Origin of the sequence: Rheinheimera maricola, assembly GCF_016918075.2 — a bacterium.
Taxonomy (GTDB): domain Bacteria; phylum Pseudomonadota; class Gammaproteobacteria; order Enterobacterales; family Alteromonadaceae; genus Alishewanella; species Alishewanella maricola_A.
Genome location: NZ_JAERPS020000006.1, coordinates 303833 through 326606 on the forward strand (window position 1 = coordinate 303833; position 22774 = coordinate 326606).

Annotated in this window: 21 protein-coding genes; 12 read left to right on the top strand and 9 right to left on the bottom strand. The window is 47.7% G+C overall.

Going from position 1 to position 22774, the window contains the following annotated elements; translation table 11 throughout:
- The first annotated feature begins 52 nt into the window (after window positions 1–52).
- The 3 genes from trxC (at window position 53) to I4W93_RS16900 (ending at window position 2272) form a co-directional block, all read left to right on the top strand.
- Window positions 53–475, top strand: a complete 423-nt coding sequence (gene trxC / locus I4W93_RS16890) for a thioredoxin TrxC (RefSeq protein ID WP_438646779.1) — start codon at window positions 53–55, stop codon at window positions 473–475.
- Window positions 476–500: 25 nt separating this feature from the next.
- Window positions 501–992: a YbhB/YbcL family Raf kinase inhibitor-like protein gene (locus I4W93_RS16895; protein WP_205311961.1), complete on the top strand. Its 492-nt coding sequence runs from the start codon at window positions 501–503 to the stop codon at window positions 990–992.
- Between the two features lie 92 nt (window positions 993–1084).
- Window positions 1085–2272, top strand: coding sequence for a YbfB/YjiJ family MFS transporter (locus I4W93_RS16900; protein WP_205311962.1), 1188 nt, complete (start codon window positions 1085–1087; stop codon window positions 2270–2272).
- Between the two features lie 133 nt (window positions 2273–2405).
- Here the strand turns inward: I4W93_RS16900 and I4W93_RS16905 are convergent, their stop codons facing one another.
- The 6 genes from I4W93_RS16905 to rpmH form a co-directional block, all read right to left on the bottom strand.
- Window positions 2406–3056 carry an NYN domain-containing protein gene (locus I4W93_RS16905; protein ID WP_205311963.1) on the bottom strand — a complete coding sequence of 217 codons (651 nt, stop codon included), beginning with the start codon at window positions 3054–3056 and terminating at the stop codon, window positions 2406–2408.
- A 518-nt stretch (window positions 3057–3574) separates the two neighbouring features.
- Window positions 3575–4951, bottom strand: a complete 1377-nt coding sequence (mnmE, locus tag I4W93_RS16910) for a tRNA uridine-5-carboxymethylaminomethyl(34) synthesis GTPase MnmE (RefSeq protein WP_205311964.1) — start codon at window positions 4949–4951, stop codon at window positions 3575–3577.
- 181 nt (window positions 4952–5132) lie between these two features.
- Entirely contained in the window at window positions 5133–6767 is a 1635-nt protein-coding gene (gene yidC / locus I4W93_RS16915) for a membrane protein insertase YidC (protein ID WP_205311965.1), read from the bottom strand.
- A 3-nt stretch (window positions 6768–6770) separates the two neighbouring features.
- Complete coding sequence (gene yidD, locus I4W93_RS16920) at window positions 6771–7034, bottom strand: membrane protein insertion efficiency factor YidD (RefSeq protein WP_205311966.1); 264 nt, start codon at window positions 7032–7034, stop codon at window positions 6771–6773.
- Complete coding sequence (gene rnpA / locus I4W93_RS16925; protein WP_205311967.1) at window positions 6989–7357, bottom strand: ribonuclease P protein component; 369 nt, start codon at window positions 7355–7357, stop codon at window positions 6989–6991. Before rnpA ends, yidD begins: the two co-directional genes overlap by 46 nt.
- Window positions 7358–7375: 18 nt before the next feature.
- A complete protein-coding gene (rpmH, locus tag I4W93_RS16930; protein ID WP_046553411.1) occupies window positions 7376–7513 on the bottom strand; it encodes a 50S ribosomal protein L34 in 138 nt (45 codons plus the stop codon).
- Window positions 7514–7952: 439 nt separating this feature from the next.
- On the opposite strand from rpmH, the gene dnaA reads away from it, so the two are divergent.
- From dnaA to I4W93_RS16975, 9 genes are all read left to right on the top strand, one after another.
- Window positions 7953–9323 (top strand): chromosomal replication initiator protein DnaA, encoded by a 1371-nt coding sequence (gene dnaA, locus I4W93_RS16935; protein WP_205312013.1) that lies wholly within the window; start codon window positions 7953–7955, stop codon window positions 9321–9323.
- 12 nt (window positions 9324–9335) lie between these two features.
- Entirely contained in the window at window positions 9336–10439 is a 1104-nt protein-coding gene (dnaN, locus tag I4W93_RS16940; RefSeq protein WP_205311968.1) for a DNA polymerase III subunit beta, read from the top strand.
- Between the two features lie 3 nt (window positions 10440–10442).
- Complete coding sequence (gene recF / locus I4W93_RS16945) at window positions 10443–11561, top strand: DNA replication/repair protein RecF (RefSeq protein WP_205311969.1); 1119 nt, start codon at window positions 10443–10445, stop codon at window positions 11559–11561.
- Window positions 11545–13962 carry a DNA topoisomerase (ATP-hydrolyzing) subunit B gene (gene gyrB, locus I4W93_RS16950; RefSeq protein WP_205311970.1) on the top strand — a complete coding sequence of 806 codons (2418 nt, stop codon included), beginning with the start codon at window positions 11545–11547 and terminating at the stop codon, window positions 13960–13962. The genes recF and gyrB overlap by 17 nt, the downstream gene beginning before the upstream one ends.
- Before the next feature lie 61 nt (window positions 13963–14023).
- Complete coding sequence (gene glyQ, locus I4W93_RS16955; protein WP_205311971.1) at window positions 14024–14947, top strand: glycine--tRNA ligase subunit alpha; 924 nt, start codon at window positions 14024–14026, stop codon at window positions 14945–14947.
- Window positions 14947–17004 (top strand): glycine--tRNA ligase subunit beta, encoded by a 2058-nt coding sequence (glyS, locus tag I4W93_RS16960; protein WP_205311972.1) that lies wholly within the window; start codon window positions 14947–14949, stop codon window positions 17002–17004. The genes glyQ and glyS overlap by 1 nt, the downstream gene beginning before the upstream one ends.
- A gap of 109 nt (window positions 17005–17113) precedes the next feature.
- On the top strand, window positions 17114–18640 hold the full coding sequence (locus I4W93_RS16965) for an alpha/beta hydrolase (protein WP_205311973.1): 1527 nt from the start codon (window positions 17114–17116) through the stop codon (window positions 18638–18640).
- 113 nt (window positions 18641–18753) lie between these two features.
- Window positions 18754–19275: an RNA polymerase sigma factor gene (locus tag I4W93_RS16970; RefSeq protein ID WP_205311974.1), complete on the top strand. Its 522-nt coding sequence runs from the start codon at window positions 18754–18756 to the stop codon at window positions 19273–19275.
- A gap of 1 nt (window position 19276) precedes the next feature.
- The gene (locus tag I4W93_RS16975; protein ID WP_205311975.1) at window positions 19277–19651 is read left to right on the top strand and encodes a DUF6768 family protein; all 375 of its coding nucleotides are present in this window, start codon (window positions 19277–19279) and stop codon (window positions 19649–19651) included.
- A gap of 106 nt (window positions 19652–19757) precedes the next feature.
- Here the strand turns inward: I4W93_RS16975 and I4W93_RS16980 are convergent, their stop codons facing one another.
- From I4W93_RS16980 to I4W93_RS16990, 3 genes are all read right to left on the bottom strand, one after another.
- Complete coding sequence (locus tag I4W93_RS16980) at window positions 19758–20261, bottom strand: GAF domain-containing protein (RefSeq protein ID WP_205311976.1); 504 nt, start codon at window positions 20259–20261, stop codon at window positions 19758–19760.
- A 158-nt stretch (window positions 20262–20419) separates the two neighbouring features.
- The gene (locus tag I4W93_RS16985; RefSeq protein ID WP_205311977.1) at window positions 20420–21214 is read right to left on the bottom strand and encodes a response regulator; all 795 of its coding nucleotides are present in this window, start codon (window positions 21212–21214) and stop codon (window positions 20420–20422) included.
- A gap of 84 nt (window positions 21215–21298) precedes the next feature.
- Window positions 21299–22360, bottom strand: a complete 1062-nt coding sequence (locus I4W93_RS16990) for a GGDEF domain-containing protein (RefSeq protein WP_205311978.1) — start codon at window positions 22358–22360, stop codon at window positions 21299–21301.
- Between the last annotated feature and the right edge of the window lie 414 nt (window positions 22361–22774).

Below are 22774 nucleotides of genomic sequence, written 5' to 3' on the forward strand. Positions count from 1 at the left end.
GCAACCGGCCAGGCGCCATATATCAGCCGGTAGACAACATCTGGAGCTGCGTATGATTATCGCCTGTCCGAATTGTAATGGCTTAAATCGTTTGCCGACTGAGAAGCCGGCGCTTGAAGCGCGTTGTGGTAAATGCAAACAGCCATTGTTTAGTGGTCAGCCACTTGAACTGACGGCAGTCAACTTTACTGCCCATGCCAATAAAAGTGAATTGCCGTTGGTGGTAGATTTTTGGGCCAGTTGGTGTGGCCCTTGCCAGAGCTTTGCGCCGGTATTTAACCAGGCAGCGGCAGAACTGGAACCGCACTTTCGCTTTGGCAAAATCAATACCGAGCAGCAGCAAGCATTAGCGACGCAGTTTAATATCCGCTCTATTCCAACGTTAATGCTGTTTAAACAAGGCAAGGTGGTGGCACAACAAGCGGGTGCTTTTCCCAAACAAGCCTTTTACCAATGGTTATCTCAGTATAAGTAAGTGTTTACTCACTTTTGGAGGCAAGATGACACCACAGGTTTTTACGCTTAGCAGTGCAGACATTAAAGAAGGCCATTTTATGGCCAAAGATCATGAGTTTGATGGCTTTGGTTGCAGCGGCAAAAATGTATCCCCTGAACTGCAGTGGGCCAACGCACCGGCCGGTACTAAAAGTTTTGCTGTTACCGTATTTGACCCGGATGCACCCACTTGCTCAGGTTTTTGGCACTGGTTGGTCACTGATATTCCGCCAGCGGCGACAGGCTTAGCCCGCGGCGCCGGTAAAGGCAGTTTGCCACCGGGTTGTCGCAGCTTTAACAATGATTACGGTAGCGAAGACTTTGGCGGCGCCTGCCCGCCCGAGGGCCATGGTATGCACCGTTATCAGTTTACTGTCTGGGCCTTACCGGAAGAAACCCTGCCGGCAGCTGATGGCGCAAGCGCAGCGGTGGTGGGCTTTATGCTGAACGCCATGGCGCTGGGCAAAGCCACGTTAACAGCAACCTATGCCCGTTAGGCGTTAAAAAAGGTACATCAGACTAAGGCCGTATATCACGGCCTTTTTAGTTATATTAAGCTGGTTTTTTATCTCAGGGATGCGCTTAACAGATGAGCATACCGCAGCGGTATTATGTGTTATTGGCCGGGTTTTTCAGCCAGTTACTTTGTTTAGGCGTGGCTCGTTTTGCTTATACACCGCTGTTACCGTTAATGCAGCAGCACCAGTTACTGAATGATGCCAGTGGTGGTTATCTGGCTGGAGTTAACTATTTAGGCTATATGGCCGGCGCTTTGCTGGCCGCGAGCCTGAACAACCTTCAATTAAAAGACAGCCTGTACCGGCTGGGATTGATTTTAGCGGTATTGAGCACCTTGGGTATGGCGTTAACTGATAACGTCTGGCTGTGGTCGCTGTGGCGTTTTATCGCCGGCTTAAGTAGTGCCGGCTCTATGTTGATTGCCTCTGGCTTGATAATGCACTGGCTGTTAAGCCACAAACAACGGGCTGAACTGGGTATCCATTTTGCCGGGTTGGGCTTTGGTATTGCCCTGGCTGCACTGTTGGTTGAACTGATGCTAAGCCAGCAGCTGGACTGGCGTGCCCAGTGGCAATATTTTGCTCTATTTGGTTTGTTATTGGCTATTCCTGCCTGGTGCTGGTTACCGCGCCCGGCTACCGTTGCACTGTCGACGCAGCATAGCGCTGTTGATACCCCACCGGCCAAGCGCTTTGTCCGGCTGATGCTGGCCAGTTATTTTTGTGCCGGTTATGGCTATGTCATCAGTGCGACCTTTATCGTCACCATTGTTGAGCGTATGCCGGGCTTAAGTGGCAGTGGCAACCTGAGTTTTATTGTTTTAGGTCTGGCGGCCACACCTGCGGTATTGTTGTGGGATTTAATCGCGCGTAAAACCGGCTATCTGAAAGCCATTATGCTGGCGTTACTGGCACAAAGCGCGGCAATTTTATTGCCATTGTGGTTTAGCTCACTCGCGGCGGTTTTGTTAAGCGCGGCGTTGTTTGGTGCGACCTTTATTGGCGTGGTGAGCTTAGTGCTGACGATGGCAGGGCGCTTGTATCCAAGTAAACCGGCAAAGTTAATGGGAAAAATGACACTGGCCTACGGCAGTGCTCAGGTACTGGCGCCGGCCCTAACCGGCTATCTGGCAGAAGTGACTGGGCAGTACAATATTGGCCTGTATCTGGCAGCCGGTTTTGTGGCTGTCGGGGCATTGCTGTTAGCGGTGCTTATCGCAACAGATAACACCGCGCAGCAGTTAGATGCGTTGAAGTAATTATTTACCAATACAGAATGTATAGAATCATTTTAAATCAATTCTTTATGTTGATTTGTGGTGACTGTAGGTGGGCAGTTTTCGGATAAGAAAATATCATGATAGGCAAATATTAGCTTTTGGTCGGTAGTTGTTACCTCTTTCCGTTTTTCGATACGTAGTCAGCATATGCTTGTGCGTGGATAAGGACTAATTTTGCGGTATCAACATCGTCGAGTAAGTCGATTGCCGGAGATGGCAAGTCAGGAACTCCATCGATAGCATTCTTTACAGGCTGTTGTTCAAGCCATTGGTAAACCTTATTTCGCTTTTCCATAGCCGCAAAAAGAGTTTCAAAGATCTGACCCGATAACTCTTTAGCGCCGAACCATTCTAATGGCTTTCTGATACTTGATTTGAGCTCTGTCCTGACAGAGCTGTCGATTCTTAGCGCTAGCTGAGCCGCTTTGAGTTCTTCCGCTTTAATTTCTTTTTTTGCCCAATCAACTCGACAAGCAAGGTCTGTTGCTTGGTGCTGATAGATGCCATCAACCGGAGCAATGACCCCCGTTTTTATATGTTCCAGTTTTTTTAGAGCATCAAGTAGCGGGCATAGATCGGTATCGTTAGAAACGAATACAAAGTGTTGAGGCGATGGATCGTTGAATGCGTCCATTAAAGCGTGGACTGCAATATTGATATCAGTTTGTTTTTCTTCGATCCGCCAAACGTTTACTTGTGGACATCCTGCGTGTAGTTCTTTGGGGCGCAATGGGTCGACTTGTCGTAAAGTCACAGGATTCACGGTATGGGTTCCGAGAATAATGGTGAACATTTCTTCGGGATAAATGCATTGTAACGCTTGGTGGTAAGCTTTTTGGTCGGTTTTAGCTGTTGCTGAAAATGTAATTTTCGGGATAACTTCGGAAGTGAAGTACTTCGTAATTACTACGCTACCTAGTTCTGCCAGAATTTTTGCCGGAACGGAGTTTGTGATTGTACTTTTGACCAGCTCAATCGGGTCTAACCATTTATAAGGGGGTGTTTTTTAGGACACCGTAATACAGGTTGTAACCGTCGATGTAGATGCGAGTCTTCATTTGTGCTTTCCATAGCCACATGCTGTAAAAACGAAAAAACCGGCATAGAGCCGGCTTTTTCCCCCTCATCTCGCAAATCGCAATGCTTACGTAGATTTCGGGTTAGTTGTTAAACACATATTAGCAGTACTTTTGCACCCATCTGATCTAACCAGTTTGGTTTTTCTTTCGAAACCTGTGCTTTGTTAAGCATAATATTTAATTATTATAAATAAATTGTGGCTTATTTACCGATACAAAACGAGCTAAAAATCTTACCGAGTAAATCATCCGAACTAAATTCGCCGGTTATTTCGTTCAGGTGTTGCTGGGTTAGCCGCAGCTCTTCGGCCAAAATCTCACCGGCGATAAAGCTGTGTAGTTGCTCCTGGCCGATAGCAAGGTGCTCGGCGGCGCGATCCAGTGCATCCAGGTGGCGGCGGCGGGCGAGGAAGCTGCCCTCGGTACTGGCGTCAAAGCCGATACATTGCTTTAAATGCTCGCGCAGCGCGTCTATACCATCCCCGGTTTTGGCCGATAAGCGATATACCGGCGCTTTGGCGGTTAAGTCTGCGGTCGACTCTGGATTGAGCATCTCGCCGGTAATATCGGCTTTATTGCGAATTACCGTTACGCCCAAATTGGCTGGCAAGCGGTCGATAAAGTCAGGCCAGATATCGTGTGGATCGGTGGCGTTGGTGGTGGTGCCGTCGACCATAAACAGTACCCGGTCGGCTTGCTCTATTTCTTTCCACGCCCGTTCTATACCGATTTGCTCCACCTGATCGGTAGCGTCACGTAAACCGGCGGTGTCGATGATATGCAGCGGCATGCCGTCGATATGAATATGCTCACGTAGTACGTCGCGGGTAGTGCCGGCAATCTCGGTAACAATAGCGGCTTCGCGGCCAGCAAGGGCATTCAGCAAGCTGGATTTACCGGCATTGGGTCGCCCGGCAATAACCACTTTCATGCCTTCGCGCAAAATACTGCCCTGGGTGGCCTGTTTTCTTACCGTGGCAAGATAATCGATGATGTCTGCTAAATCAGATGCGACTTTACCGTCAGATAAAAAGTCGATTTCTTCATCCGGGAAATCTATCGCCGCTTCGACGTACATGCGCAGGTGGATCACTTTTTCGACCAGCTGATGAATGCGGTTCGAAAATTCGCCTTGTAGCGATTGCATAGCACTGCGTGCCGCTTGTTCGCTACTGGCGTCAATCAGGTCGGCTATGGCTTCGGCCTGGGCTAAATCGAGCTTGTCATTTAAAAACGCCCGTTCAGAGAATTCACCTGGCCTGGCGATACGCACATTGGGCAGTGCTAATACCTGCTTTAGCAGCATATCCAGTAGCATCGGGCCGCCATGGCCTTGAAGCTCCAGTACATCTTCGCCGGTAAACGAATTTGGCCCAGGGAAGAGCAGGGCAATGCCCTGATCCAGCACTTTGGCTTGGGCATCAAAAAACGGTAAGTACTCGGCATAGCGCGGTTTAGGTAACTTGTGCAGTATGGCCTGGGCTACGGCTTTGGTATTAGGGCCTGAGATGCGGATAATACCGACACCGGCGCGGCCGGGAGCGGTGGCTAAAGCGGCGATGGTGTCTGTAGTAAACATGTTGTTGCCTCTTAATGGAAAAAGCCTGTCAACGTGATGCGACAGGCTTAAGTTTTAACGGCAAGGGTAAGGAAATCATCATTTCGCCGCTTTCGACAGCACTTCCTTGTGCTGTCTCAATCTCCGCAACATCCCTGTTGCTGCTTCATGATGACACCTTACCCCTGCTTTTTGAGCTTGTTTAAGCCTTTTTAGTATGCAGGCCTTTCTTTTCCATACCGCGGTAGATATACAGCATCTGCGCCAGTGAAATCAGGTTACTAACAAACCAGTATAGTACCAGGCCACTCGGGAACCAGAGGAAGAATACTGAAAACGCCACCGGCATCCACATCATAATCTTCTGTTGCATTGGGTCGGTAACCTGCATTGGTGTTAGTTTTTGCATTAAGAACATGCTTAAACCAAACAGAACCGGCAGTACGTAGTACGGGTCTTGCGCCGACAAATCGTTAATCCATAACATAAATGGCGCGTGGCGCAGCTCTACGCTTTCTACAAATACCCAGTATAACGCCAGGAAAATCGGCATCTGAATGATCATCGGTAAGCAGCCACCCATGGGGTTAACTTTTTCTTTGCGATACAGTTCCATCATGGCCGGCCCCATTTTTTGCCGGTCATCTTTGTAGCGAGCTTGCAGCTCGTCTATTTTTGGCTTTAAGTTACGCATCTTAGCCATCGACTCGTACTGCACTTTGGTTAATGGGTACATGGCGCCTTTTACAATTAGCGTAATACAGATAATGGCGACACCCCAGTTCACCACAAAGCCTTGTATTGTGGTCAATAACCAGAATAGAGGTTGTGATATAAACCATAGGAAACCGTAATCAACGGTTAAATCCAGGCCATTGGCTATTTTAGCCAGGCTGTCTTGATCTTTCGGTCCGGCATAAAAAGTACTGGCGAGGGTTACTTCAGCGCCCGGTTCGATATTAATTGCCGGGCCTTTAGCGCCAACAACGCCCTGGCCGTTGCGCACCAGACTGTATAATTGGTTATCAGCTTGTTGATCAGGTACCCAAGCCGAGACAAAGTAGTGTTCTAGCATGGCAACCCAACCGCCAGTTGTGGCTTCCAGCAGGTTTTTGTCTTGCATGTCATCGAAAGCGTATTTGTTATAGCGCTCAGATGATGTGCCGTAGGCACCGCCGCGATATATCGGCATCATCATGCTGCTGCTTTCACCATTGTCGATACTTTGAACCAAATGCTGATAAGGTTGAACGGTTTTAACTTCGCCGCTTTGGTTATGTAGAAAATATTCTACCCGGACATCATATTGGCCGGCAGTAAAGGTAAATCGTTTTTCAATTTGCAGGCCATTGTGGTTAAACATTAACGGCACTGCTAATTCTGTAGCACCTTCGGCTAGGCTATAGCTGTTTTGTGCTGTGCTGTACACCGGGCGGGCATTGCGGCTGTCGTCCGGGCCGTCACGGCCAATCAGACCGCTTTGTGCCACATACTCAAATCCGTTCAAACGACGCATCAGTGGGTAGGCTGCTGCTTCGCCTTTTTTCAATTCAAATGCCGGTAGTTGTAAATCGACAATATCGCCACCGCGGCTATCAATACTCAGCTGCAGTACATCTGTGCTAACGGTAATGCTGCGCGCCGCTGCTGCAATGGCGGCAATGGGCTGTTCGGCATCGGCGGTGGTGAGTTGCAAGTCGGCAGAACTACTGCCACTTGGGCTTTGTTGGGTAACCGGCGTAACAGGTTTGGGTGCAGTGTCTATATTCCACTGCTGCCAGAGTAAAAAACTGACTAGTGCCAGACCTATAACTAATAAACTACGTTGTGATTCCATGGCTTAGCTTTTCTCATTGGGCTTTTCAGGAACAGGATCATCACCGCCTGCATGTAGGGGATGACATTTTAATATACGTTTTGCTGCTAACCAACTGCCTTTTAGCACGCCAAAGCGCTCTATTGCGGTGATAGCATAATGTGAGCAGGTTGGCTGAAAGCGGCAACTTGGCCCAAACAGCGGGCTAATCAGTCTTTGGTAACCCTGAAGTAGCGTTAGGGCTAGGCTGACTGCAGCGCGGTGTATTGGCGAGCGATCTTGCGCCATAACTTTTCCAGTTGCCTATGTAACTCATCATTAGCTGTGTTGCTAATATCACCTTTTACCATCAGTACTAAATCGACGCCAGGCAACTCATGTTGATGCAAACGAAAACTGTCACGCACGCAGCGTTTTATACGATTGCGGTGCACGGCTAATTTAACACGTTTTTTCGCGATAGTAAGGCCTAATCGGGGATGGGGTAGATCATTGGCTTTTGCCAGGATGGTAAACAGCGGAGAAGAAACTCGGAAAGGGAGTTTGAATACATTATCGAACTGACCGGGAGTTAACAGGCGTAACTCCCGACCAAATTTCAGGCTGACCACTCAGCGGATAACCGCTGATTAAGCAGATAAACGCTGACGGCCTTTAGCACGGCGACGCGCTAATACCTGACGACCACTTTTAGTAGCCATACGAGCACGGAAACCGTGGTTACGCTTGCGCTTTAATACGCTTGGTTGAAAAGTTCTTTTACTCATGATTTCATCCGTCCGGTCGAAATATTTACTAAAGGTTTCTGTGTTTTAGCAAATATACCAAAACGCAGCTGACAAAAATGAGCGCGAATTTTAAGTAGTCTGCGTACTAAAGTCAATCTGATCCTGCGTTTTATTACACACTGATCATCTCTGATCCTGTTTTCCCTAAAGTTTTCCACAGGCGCGGAGGTGCTTGTTGAATAAAGTGTGTATTATTTTCTGGTTAGTTCAAATTTCGCCAACATAAAGCATCGGTATTATTAAAAGGTATAAGATAAATATATTGATACTATACAGAGGTTTATGTGTTTATCTGGTGGTGTGGTGTAAATTTGAAAAAGTCAATATTGAAGTTGTGGATAAGATAGTACCATAATGTGCCCTTCGTTTACTTACGCCAGCCTTTTTCATCACAATAGTTAAGGCTTCAGGAGATATGGTGTATCAGTCCGTTTGGCAAAATTGCCTGCAAGCGTTGCAAACCGAATTGCCCGCACAGCATTTCAGTATGTGGATCCGCCCACTGCAAGCTGATAGTTCAGATGCAGGCCTAACCTTGTATGCGCCAAACCGGTTTGTGCTGGATTGGGTACGTGAAAAATATTTGAGTCGGATCTTAGAACTGATCCAGGATTACTGCGGTGACGATGCGCCGCGCTTAAAATTTGACGTTGGTTCTAGCCAAAGTAATAAAGCCCGGTCTAACGTCCCTGCACCAGCCTTAGCAGCAGTGCCACAAGCCATGCCGGTGCAGCGAGAAGCGCCGGAGCCTGCACCTAAAACGATTGTAACCAGTAATGTGCGGGCGAATTATACCTTTACTAACTTTGTTGAGGGTAAATCGAACCAGTTAGCGCGCGCGGCTGCCAGCCAGGTGGCTGATAACCCCGGCACGGCGTACAACCCGCTATTTATTTACGGCGGAACCGGTTTGGGTAAAACCCACTTGTTGCACGCGGTAGGCAATGGCATTCTGGCGAAGAAGCCAGATGCTAAAGTCATTTATATGCACTCTGAGCGCTTTGTGCAGGATATGGTAAAAGCATTACAAAACAATGCTATAGAAGAGTTTAAGCGCTATTACCGTTCGGTTGATGCACTGCTTATCGATGACATTCAGTTTTTTGCCAATAAAGAACGCTCACAAGAAGAATTTTTTCACACCTTTAATGCTTTGCTCGAAGGCAACCAACAGATCATTTTAACCAGCGATCGTTATCCAAAAGAAATCGACGGTGTTGAAGACCGGCTGAAGTCGCGGTTTGGTTGGGGCTTAACCATTGCGATTGAACCGCCAGAACTGGAAACCCGAGTGGCGATCCTAATGCGTAAAGCGCATGAGAACCAGATCCGCCTGCCAGAAGAAGTGGCGTTTTTTATTGCCAAGCGCTTGCGCTCTAATGTGCGTGAATTAGAGGGCGCGTTGAATCGGGTTATCGCTAACGCTAACTTTACCGGTCGTCCCATTACCATCGATTTCGTGCGTGAAGCACTGCGTGACTTACTGGCGTTACAAGATAAGTTGGTTACCATTGAAAATATTCAGAAAACAGTGGCTGAATACTACAAAATCCGTGTCGCCGATTTATTGTCAAAGCGGCGTTCGCGCTCGGTGGCCCGGCCACGGCAAATGGCAATGGCATTGTCAAAAGAGTTGACTAACCATAGCTTGCCAGAAATTGGTGATGCCTTTGGCGGGCGCGACCATACCACGGTGCTGCATGCTTGTCGTAAAATCGAGTCGTTAAAAGAAGAAACACACGAAATAAAAGAAGACTTCCAGAATTTAATTCGCACTTTGTCATCGTAAAGGGACTTGGTCATGCAATTTTCCATCAACAGAGACGCCTTACTTAAGCCATTACAAATGGTGTCTGGTGCTATAGAGCGCCGCCATACACTACCTATTTTATCCAATGTGCTGCTTGATGTTAGCGAAGCAACAATTTCGCTTACTGGCACTGATTTGGAAGTAGAGCTTGTAGCGACGACCGACAGTTTAACTGTACAAAGCCCCGGGCGTATTACGGTGCCCGCGAAGAAGCTACTGGATATTTGCCGTAGCTTGCCAGAAGGTGCCGACATTCGCGTACAGCTGCAGGGTGATAACTGTGTGCTGACCTGTGGTAAAACTAAGTTTACCTTGTCGACGTTAAGTGCGTCTGAGTACCCTAATTTAGAAAGTTGGCAGGGCGAGGTGGATATCCAGCTTAGCCGTATGCAGTTGCGTAAGCTGCTAGACGATACCGCTTTTTCGATGGCAAACCAGGATGTGCGGTATTACTTAAACGGCTTGTTGTTTGAGGTAGATAATGGCGCGGTAAAGGCGGTAGCTACCGACGGTCACCGTTTGGCGCTCAGCAGTCTGGAGCTGCCGGGTTTAATTGCCCAGCAAAAACAAATTATTATTCCGCGTAAAGGTGTACTAGAAGTGATGCGCTTGTTGGCCAGTGACGACCAATTGGTCACCCTAAGCTTGGGCCAGAACCATATTCGCTTAACCGACAGCAGTTTTGTTTTTAGCAGTAAGCTAATTGACGGCCGCTTCCCTGACTACCGTCGTGTATTACCACGTAATAGTACTAAAATGGTTACGGCGCATCGTAGCGCGTTAAAAGATGCCTGTACCCGTGCTTCAATCTTGTCTAACGAAAAGTATCGCGGCGTGCGTTTTACGTTAAACAGTGCAGAACTGCAGATAGTGGCTAATAACCCCGAACATGAACAAGCGGAAGAAATTATAGAGGTAGAGTATCAAGGTGATACTCTTGAAATTGGTTTTAATGTCGGTTATTTACTCGACGTATTAAATACGTTGGCAACCGATTTGGTGATCCTGCATTTGAACGACGCTAACTCCAGTGCGCTGGTAGAGGGCGTAGGCAATGTTGGCGCTTCCTACGTTGTTATGCCAATGCGCTTATAAATTATGTCACTGCTGTTTGTCAGCGCCAGTCAGTTTCGCAATCTGACGGCAGTGTCGTTAAGTGCACACGGCCAATTTAATTTAATTGTTGGTATGAATGGCTCTGGCAAGACTAGTTTGCTGGAGGCCATTTATTATTTAGCGCATGGTCGATCATTTCGCACTAGTCGTTCACAGCGTTTGGTGCAGCATGAAAAGGACGCTTTTACCTTACATGCGAAAGTGTTTAACCAGCAACAAACGCATAGCATGGGTTTGCAACGCGACAAGCAAGGCGAACTAGTATTACGTCTGAATGGCGCAAACGTGACACGCTTGGCGGAGTTTGCTAGCTTGTTACCCGTGCAGCTGATTACGCCAGACAGTTTTCGCTTGTTCTTTGGTGGACCAAAAGAGCGGCGACAGTTTTTCGATATGGGTTTGTTCCACGTGGAACCAAAGTTTTTCGACAGCTGGCTTCGGTTTAATAAGATACTTAAACAACGTAATGCCTTGTTAAAGCGCAGTCGTCAGTATGATAGCCAGTTTCAGTACTGGGACGAGCAATTTGTGTCGTTGGCGTTTGAATTGCAGCAGTTACGGCAGGCATATATTGATAAATTAGAGCAAGCCTTTCGCCAGCTTACGTTGGCTGACGAGCAGATGCTGCAGTTAAGCTTTCAGTTACAGCAAGGTTGGCCTGACAAAATTACCACGCCTGAGCAGCTACTGCAGCTACTGCAACAAAGCTTTAGCCAAGATTGCCGGATGGGATTTACGCTGTATGGTCCACAAAAAGCCGATTTGAAACTAAAAAAAGACCAATGGGCAGCAGAAGAAGTGTTATCCCGTGGTCAGTTAAAAGTGTTATTATTTGCGCTTAAAATTGCGCAAAACAATGTTATTCGTGACAACGGTCAGAAACAACCGCTGTTGTTGATCGATGATTTGGCGTCGGAATTAGACCAGGAGTCTACCCGACAGATATTTAGCTATTTACGCGATATAAACTCACAGGTTTTTATTACTGCAATTAACGCTGACCAGGTTTCACCATTTATCGCCGCCGGGCAACTGGCGATGTTTCACGTGGAACATGGACAGCTAACAGCACGGACAGATGACGATGGCCGAACAAAATAACTACGATTCCTCGAGCATAAAAGTATTAAAAGGACTGGATGCAGTTCGTAAAAGACCAGGCATGTACATCGGCGATACCGATGACGGTTCAGGCCTGCACCATATGGTGTTTGAGGTGGTCGATAACTCTATCGACGAAACCTTAGCGGGTCACTGTTCTGATATCTGGGTAACCATTCACAGCGATGGCTCGGTTTCGGTGCGCGACAACGGTCGTGGTATCCCGACTGATATGCACGAAGAGGGTGTATCGGCAGCAGAAGTCATTATGACGGTACTGCACGCAGGCGGTAAGTTTGACGATAACTCCTATAAAGTGTCTGGCGGTTTGCACGGCGTAGGCGTATCTGTGGTAAACGCACTGTCTGATAAGCTGGAGCTAACCATTCGCCGCAAAGGCGAAGTTTACCAGCAGATTTATCACCTCGGCGTGCCGCAAGCACCGTTGGCGGTAATTGGTGAAACTGAAGATAAAGGCACAACTATTCGTTTTTGGCCCAGCCCAACCGTTTTTACCGATATCAATTACCACTTTGATATTCTGGCAAAGCGCTTACGTGAGCTGTCATTTTTAAACTCCGGTGTCAGTATTATTCTTACTGACGAGCGCAATGATAAGAAAGACCATTTCAAATATGAAGGCGGCATTGAAGCCTTTGTGCAGTATTTAAACCGCACCAAAACCAGTGTCCATCCGAAGGCATTTTATTTTACTGACCAGCGCGACGATGGCATTTCAGTTGAAGTAGCCATGCAATGGAACGACAGTTATCAGGAAAACGTATTCTGTTTTACCAATAACATTCCGCAGCGTGATGGTGGTACGCACTTAGCAGGCTTCCGAGGCGCTTTAACACGGGTATTGAATAGCTACATTGAGCATGAAGGTTACGCCAAGAAGATGAAGGTGCAAGCCTCTGGTGATGACGCTCGCGAAGGCTTAACCGCTGTTATCAGTGTAAAAGTACCAGACCCCAAATTCAGCTCGCAAACCAAAGATAAGCTGGTATCCAGCGAAGTACGCTCAGCGGTAGAGAGCGTAATGGGCGAGAAACTGAATGAATACCTGTTGGAAAACCCGAACGATGCCAAGATTATCGTTGGCAAAATTGTCGATGCCGCCCGTGCCCGTGACGCCGCCCGAAAAGCGCGCGAAATGACGCGACGTAAAGGAGCGCTGGATATTGCAGGCTTACCGGGTAAACTGGCTGATTGTCAGGAAAAAGACCCAGCGTTATCTGAATTGTACATAGTAGAGGGTGACTCTGCGGGTGGTTCTGCTAAGCAGGGCCGCAACCGCAAAAATCAGGCAATCCTGCCGTTAAAAGGTAAGATACTTAACGTAGAAAAAGCTCGTTTCGACAAAATGTTGTCCTCACAAGAAGTTGGTACTTTAATCACAGCCCTGGGCTGTGGTATCGGCCGCGAAGAATACAACCCGGATAAAACCCGCTACCACAGCATTATCCTGATGACGGATGCTGACGTCGACGGCTCGCATATTCGTACCTTGTTGTTGACCTTTTTCTACCGCCAAATGCCGGAGCTTATCGAGCGCGGCTATATCTATATTGCTCAGCCGCCACTGTATAAAGTGAAGAAAGGCAAGCAAGAGCAGTATATTAAAGATGAAGCGGCGTTAACCGAATATCTGACTACCTTAGCACTGGACGAAGCAGCACTGCACGTAAATGCTGAAGCGCCTGGTATCGGTGGTGCTGCATTGGAAACCCTGGTTCGCCAGTACCATAAGGTATCTGCGACTATAGTGCGCTTAACACGCAAAATTCCGTTTAATTTGTTAAACGAGCTAATCTATGTACCAACGTTGGACGTTACAAAAGCGAAATCAGCAGAGTATAGCGAGCAGTGGGCGAAAACCCTGGTGCAGCGTTTAGATGATAAAGAAGGCGATGGCTCAAGCTACAGCTATGCGGTACACGAAGACCGTGAGCGGCAGCTTTTCCTACCGAAAGTGATTATTCGTCAGCACGGTATTGATAATGAATACCTGCTGCATTACGACTTTGTTACTTCACGTGACTATCTAAGTATTGCCGCACTGGGTGATGCAATACGCGACCTGATAGAAGAAGGCGGTTACATTCGCCGTGGTGAAAAAATCAAACCGGTAGAGACCTTCCTTGAGGCACTGGAATGGCTGATGAGCGAATCAAAACGCGGCCTGTATATTCAGCGCTATAAAGGGCTAGGCGAGATGAATCCGGATCAGCTGTGGGAAACCACCATGGATCCACAAAGCCGCCGTATGCTACAGGTAACCATTGAAGACGCCATTGGCGCTGACCAACTGTTTGCTACCCTGATGGGCGACCATGTAGAGCCGCGACGCGCCTTTATTGAAGAGAACGCGCTCTATGTGGCCAACCTGGACGTGTAGTATTGTCGACTAATACCTAAGGGGCTTCGGCCCCTCTGTCATTTTAACGAGTTAGAAGCGCATGCAAAAATACGATATGAAAACCTTTCAGGGCTTAATTTTAGCGCTGCAGGATTATTGGGCACGCCAGGGTTGCGTGATAGTGCAGCCACTAGACTTAGAAGTCGGTGCTGGCACCTTTCATCCAATGACCTTTTTACGCTCGCTGGGGCCTGAGCCAACCAATGTCGCCTATGTGCAGCCATGCCGCCGGCCTACCGATGGTCGTTACGGTGAAAACCCCAACCGCTTGCAGCACTATTACCAATTTCAGGTGATTTTAAAGCCGTCACCAGACAATATTCAGGAGCTGTATTTGGGCTCTTTGCGCGAGTTGGGCATCGATACGCTGGTGCATGATATTCGTTTTGTTGAAGATAACTGGGAGTCGCCAACGTTAGGTGCCTGGGGCTTGGGCTGGGAAGTGTGGCTCAACGGTATGGAAGTGACCCAGTTTACTTATTTCCAGCAAGTGGGCGGCTTAGAGTGTCGGCCAGTTACCGGTGAAATTACTTACGGGTTAGAGCGGTTGGCCATGTATATTCAGGGCGTTGACTCCATCTACGATCTGGTATGGGCTGATGGTCCGCTGGGCCGGGTTACCTATGGCGATGTATTCCATCAAAATGAAGTTGAGCAAAGTACTTACAACTTTGAACATGCTGATGTTAGTGCCTTGTTTGCTTCTTTTGATCAATGTGAAAAAGAAAGCCAATACCTAATTGAGCAGGGCTTAGCTTTGCCGGCCTATGAGAAAGTGATGAAGGCCTCGCACGCATTTAACTTACTAGACGCGCGGCATGCTATTTCAGTAACGGAGCGGCAACGTTATATTTTACGTGTCCGGGCGCTGGCAAAGGCCTGTGCTGAGGCTTACTACGCATCGCGTGAGAAGCTCGGTTTCCCGCTATGTAATAACAACAAAAATGCTAAGCAGGAGGCATAATGGCAGCGCAAGATTTTTTTGTTGAAATTGGCACCGAAGAGCTGCCCCCTAAAGCACTAAAAACCCTGGCGACGGCTTTTGCTGATAATCTCCAGGCAGAACTGGGCAAGTTAGAGCTGGGCCATGCCGACGTGCATTGGTACGCTGCACCACGGCGTTTAGCGGTACGTATTAATGCCCTAGCTGCGCAGCAAGCGGACAAAGTGGTAGAAAAACGCGGTCCGGCTATCGCCTCTGCCTTTGACGCAGAGGGTAAGCCAACCAAGGCGGCTCAAGGCTGGGCCGCAGGCTGTGGTATTACCATTGAGCAGGCCGAAAGGTTAGAAACCGATAAAGGAGCTTGGTTGTTGCATAAGGCGCAGGTAAGGGGCGCTGCTACAGTAGCGTTGCTATCCGATGTTGTCAGTCTGGCGTTGGCAAAGCTACCCATTGCCAAACCAATGCGTTGGGGCAATTCGACTGCAGAATTTATCCGTCCTGTGCATACCATTATTATGCTGTTTGGTACCGAGTTGGTACCGGCGACTATACTTGGCCGTGACAGTGGCAAGCAAACCTATGGCCATCGTTTTCATGCGCCAGAAAAAGTCACCATTAATCATGCCGACGACTATCTGGCTACTTTGCGCAGTGCTTTTGTGGTAGCAGACTTTGCTGAGCGCAAAGCTTTTATCGCGGCTGAAGTAGCAAAAACAGCAGCTTCACTTAATGGTAAGGCATTAATGGATGACGCCTTACTGGAAGAAGTGACCGCATTGGTGGAATGGCCAGTGGTGCTAGTAGGTAGTTTTGAGCAAAGCTTCCTGCAGGTACCGCCAGAGCCACTTATCTCTACCATGAAAGACAACCAGAAGTACTTCCCGTTGTTAAATGACGCGGGCGAGCTACAGAACAAATTTATCTTTGTCGCAAACATTGCCAGCAAAGATCCGCAGCAGATTATCAGCGGCAACGAAAAGGTTGTGCGGCCGCGTTTATCTGATGCACAGTTTTTCTTTAACACCGATCGCAAACAAAAGCTGGCACAGCGTTTAGATAGCTTGCAAACAGTGCTGTTTCAACAGCAGTTGGGTACCTTAGCTGAAAAGTCTGAGCGCATCAGTAAAGTTGCCGGTTATATTGCAGGTAAAATTGGCGCGGATGTGGCCGCCGCTGAGCGTGCTGGTTTACTATCAAAGACCGACTTAATGACCAATATGGTTGGCGAGTTCCCGGAAGTGCAAGGCATTATGGGTATGCACTATGCTCGCTTGGATGGTGAGCCTGAGGCCGTAGCACTGGCACTGAACGAGCAGTATATGCCACGTTTTGCCGGCGACGAACTGCCAAGTAGACTAGAAGGTGCAGCGGTAGCCATTGCCGATAAGCTGGATACCTTAGTGGGTATTTTCGGCATTGGCCAGGCGCCAAAGGGTGACAAAGACCCATTTGCGCTGCGCCGTGCAGCTATTGGCGCACTGCGCATTATGGTTGACAAACAACTGCCGGTGGATTTAGTCGATGCGATTGCGTTTAGCCAACAAACGTTCGGCACTAAGTTAAGCAATACAAAAGTGGCTGACGAGGTATTGGACTTTATGCTGGGGCGTTTCCGCGCCTGGTATGAAAGCGAAGGCTATGGCGTAGACGTAATACAAGCTGTACTCGCTCGCCGGCCCACCAACCCGGCTGATTTTGATCGTCGCGTTAAAGCCGTGGCACAGTTTGGTAAACTTGACGCTGCCGCGGCTTTAGCGGCAGCGAACAAGCGGGTAGCGAATATTCTGGCCAAAGTGGAAGGTGACATTGCTACGACGGTGAATAGCGCTTTACTACAGGAAGAGGCCGAGCAGGCACTGCACAGTGCTATTGTGGCCGAGCAAGCCCATCAGGCTGGTGTACAAAGCTATGCCGAAGGTTTAGCGCATTTGGCCGACATGCGCGAAGCGATTGACAGCTTCTTCGATAAGGTGATGGTAAACGCCGATGATGCCGCGGTACGGGCTAACCGACAGGCGTTGTTGAAGCAATTGCGCGAGCTGTTTCTGCAGGTTGCTGATATTTCTGTTTTGCAGTAATGCATTGAAATGAATATAAAAATCCAGCTTTACAGCTGGATTTTTTGTATCTACCAGCCTTATCATGACAATAAAGCGTTGGTGATAACAATACTACGGGAGCTCCATTTTGGACGGATCTAAGCAGCGCAGCAAGGTTTGGCTACTGTCGTGGGTTGTAATTCTGCTCGCGTTTATTGGCTGGTATTTTTCCAATCACTTCAATTCAGCACCACAACCCTTGCAAGCCGTTGATTGTTGGTTTACCTCGGCTGCAGATTGGCCAAGAAGTCAGTGTTACCGTTTTACATTACCGGAGCAACATGACACCGCCAACTCAAACCAAATCAGTATACCGGTAGTCATATTTTTCACTGACGCTACCGAAAATACAGCGCCTCCGCTGCTGCATCTTGGCGGTGGCGGCCCGGGCGCAGCTATGTGGTTGGATGATGACGAAATGGTAGAACTGACCTGGAAAAGCTTTTACAGCGCCAGTCTGCTGCAAGGGCGAAACCTTATTTTGATAGATCCCAGAGGAACCGGACTGTCTTCCCCTTCATTGAATTGTGAGCTGTACCGCATTAATCAGACTAAACGATTTAGCCAGCATTTAACGTTGCAACAAAGCTTTGAACAGAGCAAGCAGGAATACCAGCAGTGTATAGTGCAGCTGCAAGCTGAGGGTATAGTGTTGTCTGCCTACAATAGTTTATCAGTAGTGCAAGATATCGAGCTGTTAAGACGGGCGCTGGGCATTGAAAAATGGTCTTTATATGGCGTGTCATACGGCGCTGTCTATGCTCAATTGCTGGCGAGATATTATCCGCATACAGTAGAGGCAATGATCTTCGATAGCGCCGCGTTTATTGATGCTAAATTAAATCGCAATGACGCAGACTACTATCTTGCGCCTTACCAGATGCTGGAGCGCTATTGTCAACACGTTGCTGACTGCGACAAACCATTACCAGAATTCACTCATCGTCTCACGCACCTGATAGAAAAGCTGAATAAAAGCCCGGTAATACTAGATCTGTCGGATTATGATATTAATGGTGTAAGTGAGGTGCTGCTAGACGGAAACCTCCTTATCAGCGCTATTATGGATGGGCTTTACAGTGCCGACATTTATGCCAGCTTGGAGCAAATAGTGCTGGAATTGGAGCAAGATAACGGTGATGCTGTTACACCGTTTGTCGCGATGTATATCTGGCTTCTCACCGATCCCAGTTTCGCCGATATTAGTATGATGAGTCATTTTTGTGCTGAAGAAGTGCCGTTTTGGCCGGCGCAGCAACTGCAACTAACTATGTTGTTGTTGCCAGAGGGGCATATCCGAGATATGGCAAGCCTGCAGTTACAGTGGCCAGACACTCAGCATTGCCAATTAATTGGCGCTAAACCAGCACCCGTAGAATTGAACCAGCCACTGATAACCGATATCCCAACGTTATTTTTGCAAGGGAATTTAGATGTTGTAACACCACTAATCGATTTACAGCAGCGATTAGATAATTTTGGTAATGCAAAGGTAGAGCGCTACAACCTGGGCCATGGTGTTGTTGGTATTGAGCCATGTGCCAGTGCCAGAATGGCAACATTTATGCGTCAACCAGCGCTCAATCCGACAGGGCCTGAATGCAAACCGGACTAACACAAACAGTCAGTTCGTTGTGGCTAGAGATAGAAAATAAAATGCGGTTATGCTGAACCTGCTCGCTTAGTGTGTCGTCTTTTACTGGCAAACAATAATAATACGGGCTACCAATGCAACAGGCGCAACTGGATTTACTGGTACTGGCTATGCAAAGTGGCGACAAGCGAGCCTTTTCGCTGTTGTATCGCCATTTTCATCGCGACTTGCGCCGATTTGCGGCCTATCTACTATCTAACCCGGCCGCAGCAGAAGATTTGGTACAAAATGTGTGGCTTAAAGTAAGCCAACGTATTGTGCGCCTGCAAGACCCAGCAGTATTTAGCTGCTGGCTTTATCGCGCGGTACGCTGGGAGGTGTTGGATTATCAGAAGCTAGCCAATCAACGTTTGACTGAACCCTTATTGGCGCAGCACGAACCATGGACAAACTGTGAATCGCTGCCAGACAACACTTTAAGCTGCGCTATTAGCGGCTTGCCAGCCGATGTACGCGACGTGGTGCAGCTGTACTATCTGCATGAGCTGGCCTTGCAACAAATTGCGCTGATACTGGATATTCCAGAGGGTACAGTAAAATCTCGTCTGCATCGCGCCCGTAGTTTGCTACAACAGACCCTGACTGAGGAGAGCTAACATGACACAGCAACATAATACTAATGACAACGAGATTAAACGCGAACTTGCCCGGCAAGCCGCCGAGTTAGACAAGCTGATGCGAGAAGAGCAGGGGCTGGAAAAACTGCTTTTATCAGGCTTTAAAGGCGGCTTGGGAGCCATAATGGCTACGGCCTATTGTTTAGCTATATTGCTGGCGATGGCGATTTTTTACTGTGGCTATCAGTTTCTTACGGTACCGCAGGCGGAGCAAAACTTTTGGGGGGTTGTGTTGCTATTAGTGTTTCAGGCACAGGTTGCCACTAAGTTGTGGATCTGGCTGGAAAGCAACCGCAGTTCAACACTTCGTGAAATAAAACGACTTGAACTTGCGGTTGAAAAGCTGCAACGCTAACTGAGCTAACCGCTGTATCACTTTGAGACGATTGATACAGCCTGTTCAGAACATGCACAGTAAAAACCAGTGTAGGGCTGGCTTTTTTACTGGCGCTATCGGAAAGCTAGGGTTGTGAGGCATACAGTGGTTGATAAAGACGGCTCAGCGCCGTAACAAACTGTATTTCTTCTTCAGTCCAATGCTTGATTACCTTGGTATGTTCGCAGCAAATTATGCCAATTAGTTTATTGTCCTGTAGTAACGGCACATCAAGTAAAGAACGAATTTCCAGCGGGCGTAAGAATGCATCATACAGTTCTTTGGTCGCAGCATCATTGTACGCATCGGCGGCGCATATAATGCCTTTTTGGTCGAGTGTGCGAAAGTACCCCGGAAAACTCCAGCGATCTATCATCAACGGCTCTTGCGCCATGCCGTCGGTTTTGTCTAATAGCATGCGGCACGACAGCAAATCATCGTCAGTACTTAACCATACGCTGGCGCGTTGCACTTGCAGAACATCGAGACAGCTTTGTAATAGCGACATAGTGGCGTCGTGCATACTGATGTTGCCGGTTGTTAAGCGGGCAGTTAGTTCTGCTAAAGGTAAAGCAAAAGAAGTGGGCATAGCGTGAATCGCTTCCATTACAAAACAACATTGACTTATAAATAACCATGACTGCATTACTGCGGAAAATCAACTTTTTTATCGGAAATGCAGTTGCCGTCGCGTGGAAAACCCGTTTACTAAACTCGCAGTACATTAGGCATACCGCAAAACGTTTGCTAATGATCGAGCAAGCGATACAGTAGTTGCTTAACGGCGTCTGGCTCAAATGGCTTGTCACACATTGCATTGACACCGCTTTGGGCAATATTGGCCAGGTGAGTGTCGTTAGCTTCACTGGTTACCATTAATACTGGTATATGCGATAGGGTGCTATGTTCACGGATATATTCGGTCAACTCCCTGCCGTTTACTTCAGGCATGTTGTAATCAGTAACGACCAAATCAAACATCTGTTGTTGCAGCTGGCTAATTGCTTGTTTGCCGTCTTCGGCTTCAACAATAGATTGCATGCCCAGGTTACTTAGTACCCTGCGTATATGGTTACGCGCCAGTCGGCTATCATCAACCACCAGTACTCGTACATCATGTACATCAAACAAGGTGAGTTCCAGCTCGGCTGGGCTGAGCAGGTCAACGGCGGCGTTTAGTGCTCTGCCCAATTGCATAGCGTCGAACGGTTTAGGCAAAATAGCTACTACCCCAGATTGTTTAAAAGCTTCGAGCTGAGCTTTGCGGGTTTCGCTGGAAACTAACAAAAACGGAATTTCAGCGGTGCTAGGGTCTGCTTTTAGCTGTATCAATAATTGTTCCGCGGTGCCATCGGCAAAATGCAGTGCACAAGCTATAGCATCCGGTTTATGTTGCTGTATTTTGTTTATTGCACTGGCAAGGCTATCGGCTTCCTCTACCTGAGTTACTTGCTCTTCTGCGAGTTTTTTACGAATAATTTTTCGCTGCACCTCTGATGGCTCAACCAGCAAAATATGTAAATTAGCGGGGGATAAATGCATAACGCAGCTCCATAACAGCCTTAAGACAAGTATCTTGCCATAGCAGTACTTGTTTGGATATGTGTAAATAAGACGTCGCTTAGCTCAATTAACCTGGTTACGGCCATTACGCTTAGACAAATACATTTGCTCATCGGCGTGTTTTACTGCCTGGGTAAAGTCTTCGGCATTGTCGCACAGTGCCACACCAAAGCTTGCAGTGATGTGGTATTCGGGTTGGTTTGCCAGCAGTGCCTGCTGCGCAAGCTGGCTTCTGATCTTTTCTGCCACTAAGAAGGCATCGGCACTGTTGGTATGTGGCAAGATAAGTAAAAACTCTTCGCCTCCAGTACGGCAGGCAAAATCATGCTGGCGCAAGCATTTGCGAAATAACTGAGCTACTGCCTTTAATACGTCGTCACCGGCGTCATGACCGAAGCGGTCATTCAGCTGCTTAAAGTGATCGATATCACACATAATAAGCGACAATGGAAAAAACTGTGCCGGTTGTAATGCCAGGCTAGGCAACAAACTGGCATCGATAAAGCGGCGGTTAGCTAATTCAGTTAGTGCATCAGTGTTGGCTTGCATTTCTTTGCTTTGCTGCAGCAAATCCATTGCTTGGTGACTGCGCTCACGGTAATGGTCGTTAATCCAGCAAACGATAATAACAATAAGCAGTGAGGCTATAAAGCGGCTGGCTTCGGCGTCTTTGTATTGCGCCAGTATAAGGTCGGGTATAAACAGCATAATGCAAAGCATAAGCACCAGCAGGGCGTTACTTAACAGTGCGATGCGCACACCAAGCAAACCAAACAAAATGGCAGGAAACGGAAATACCCAGTACAGGGCGGTGTTGTTAAAGCCTCCCTGATACACCAGGCTTAATACAAAGCCACCAACCAGCACAGCCTCTATGACACAAGCGCGTTGTAAATTACGGCTTAAATGAAACCAAAGGATATTTAGTAAAAAAGCTAAGCCAGTACCAAACAGAATAACCGGTAATAATACCTGTTCGGAATATAGATTTTTAAAGCCATAAATAAACATCACCGCGCTGGTTATATAACTGACAAAAGCCAGGATATAACGCCGGCGGCGCTCGTCTATTTTTTGAGCTTGCCTGTTGTTTGGGCGCTGTAATACTGCGTGCAAAGCTGCCATTCTTGTTATCTGCAGATAGATTGATGCTAGCACAAAAAAACAGCATTAAGGCATCAATTTAGCCATCACAAACTAACCAGTAAAACTCGTTTAATCACAACGTGTAGTAAATGTTGTTGTCGCCACGCTAACAAAGGCTGGTATTGCTGCGACGGAAACTTATATGGTAACTGCATTTCGGTATTCAGCTTTTACAATATTGGTGTGCACAGTACTTTGATTGCGCCAGAATGAGTGTTAACTGCAGCACATAACGACAGTGATAGAGCCAAACTCAGCTCATCCGATGGTTTCCTGCAAGATGGCATGACAGCAGAAAATCTGCCGGGTATATGTGCATCGATAAGTTTGAAAACGCCGGTTTAATCTTTGAAGTGACAAAGTACCAGTACACCTGAACTGCTTTGTGCTATA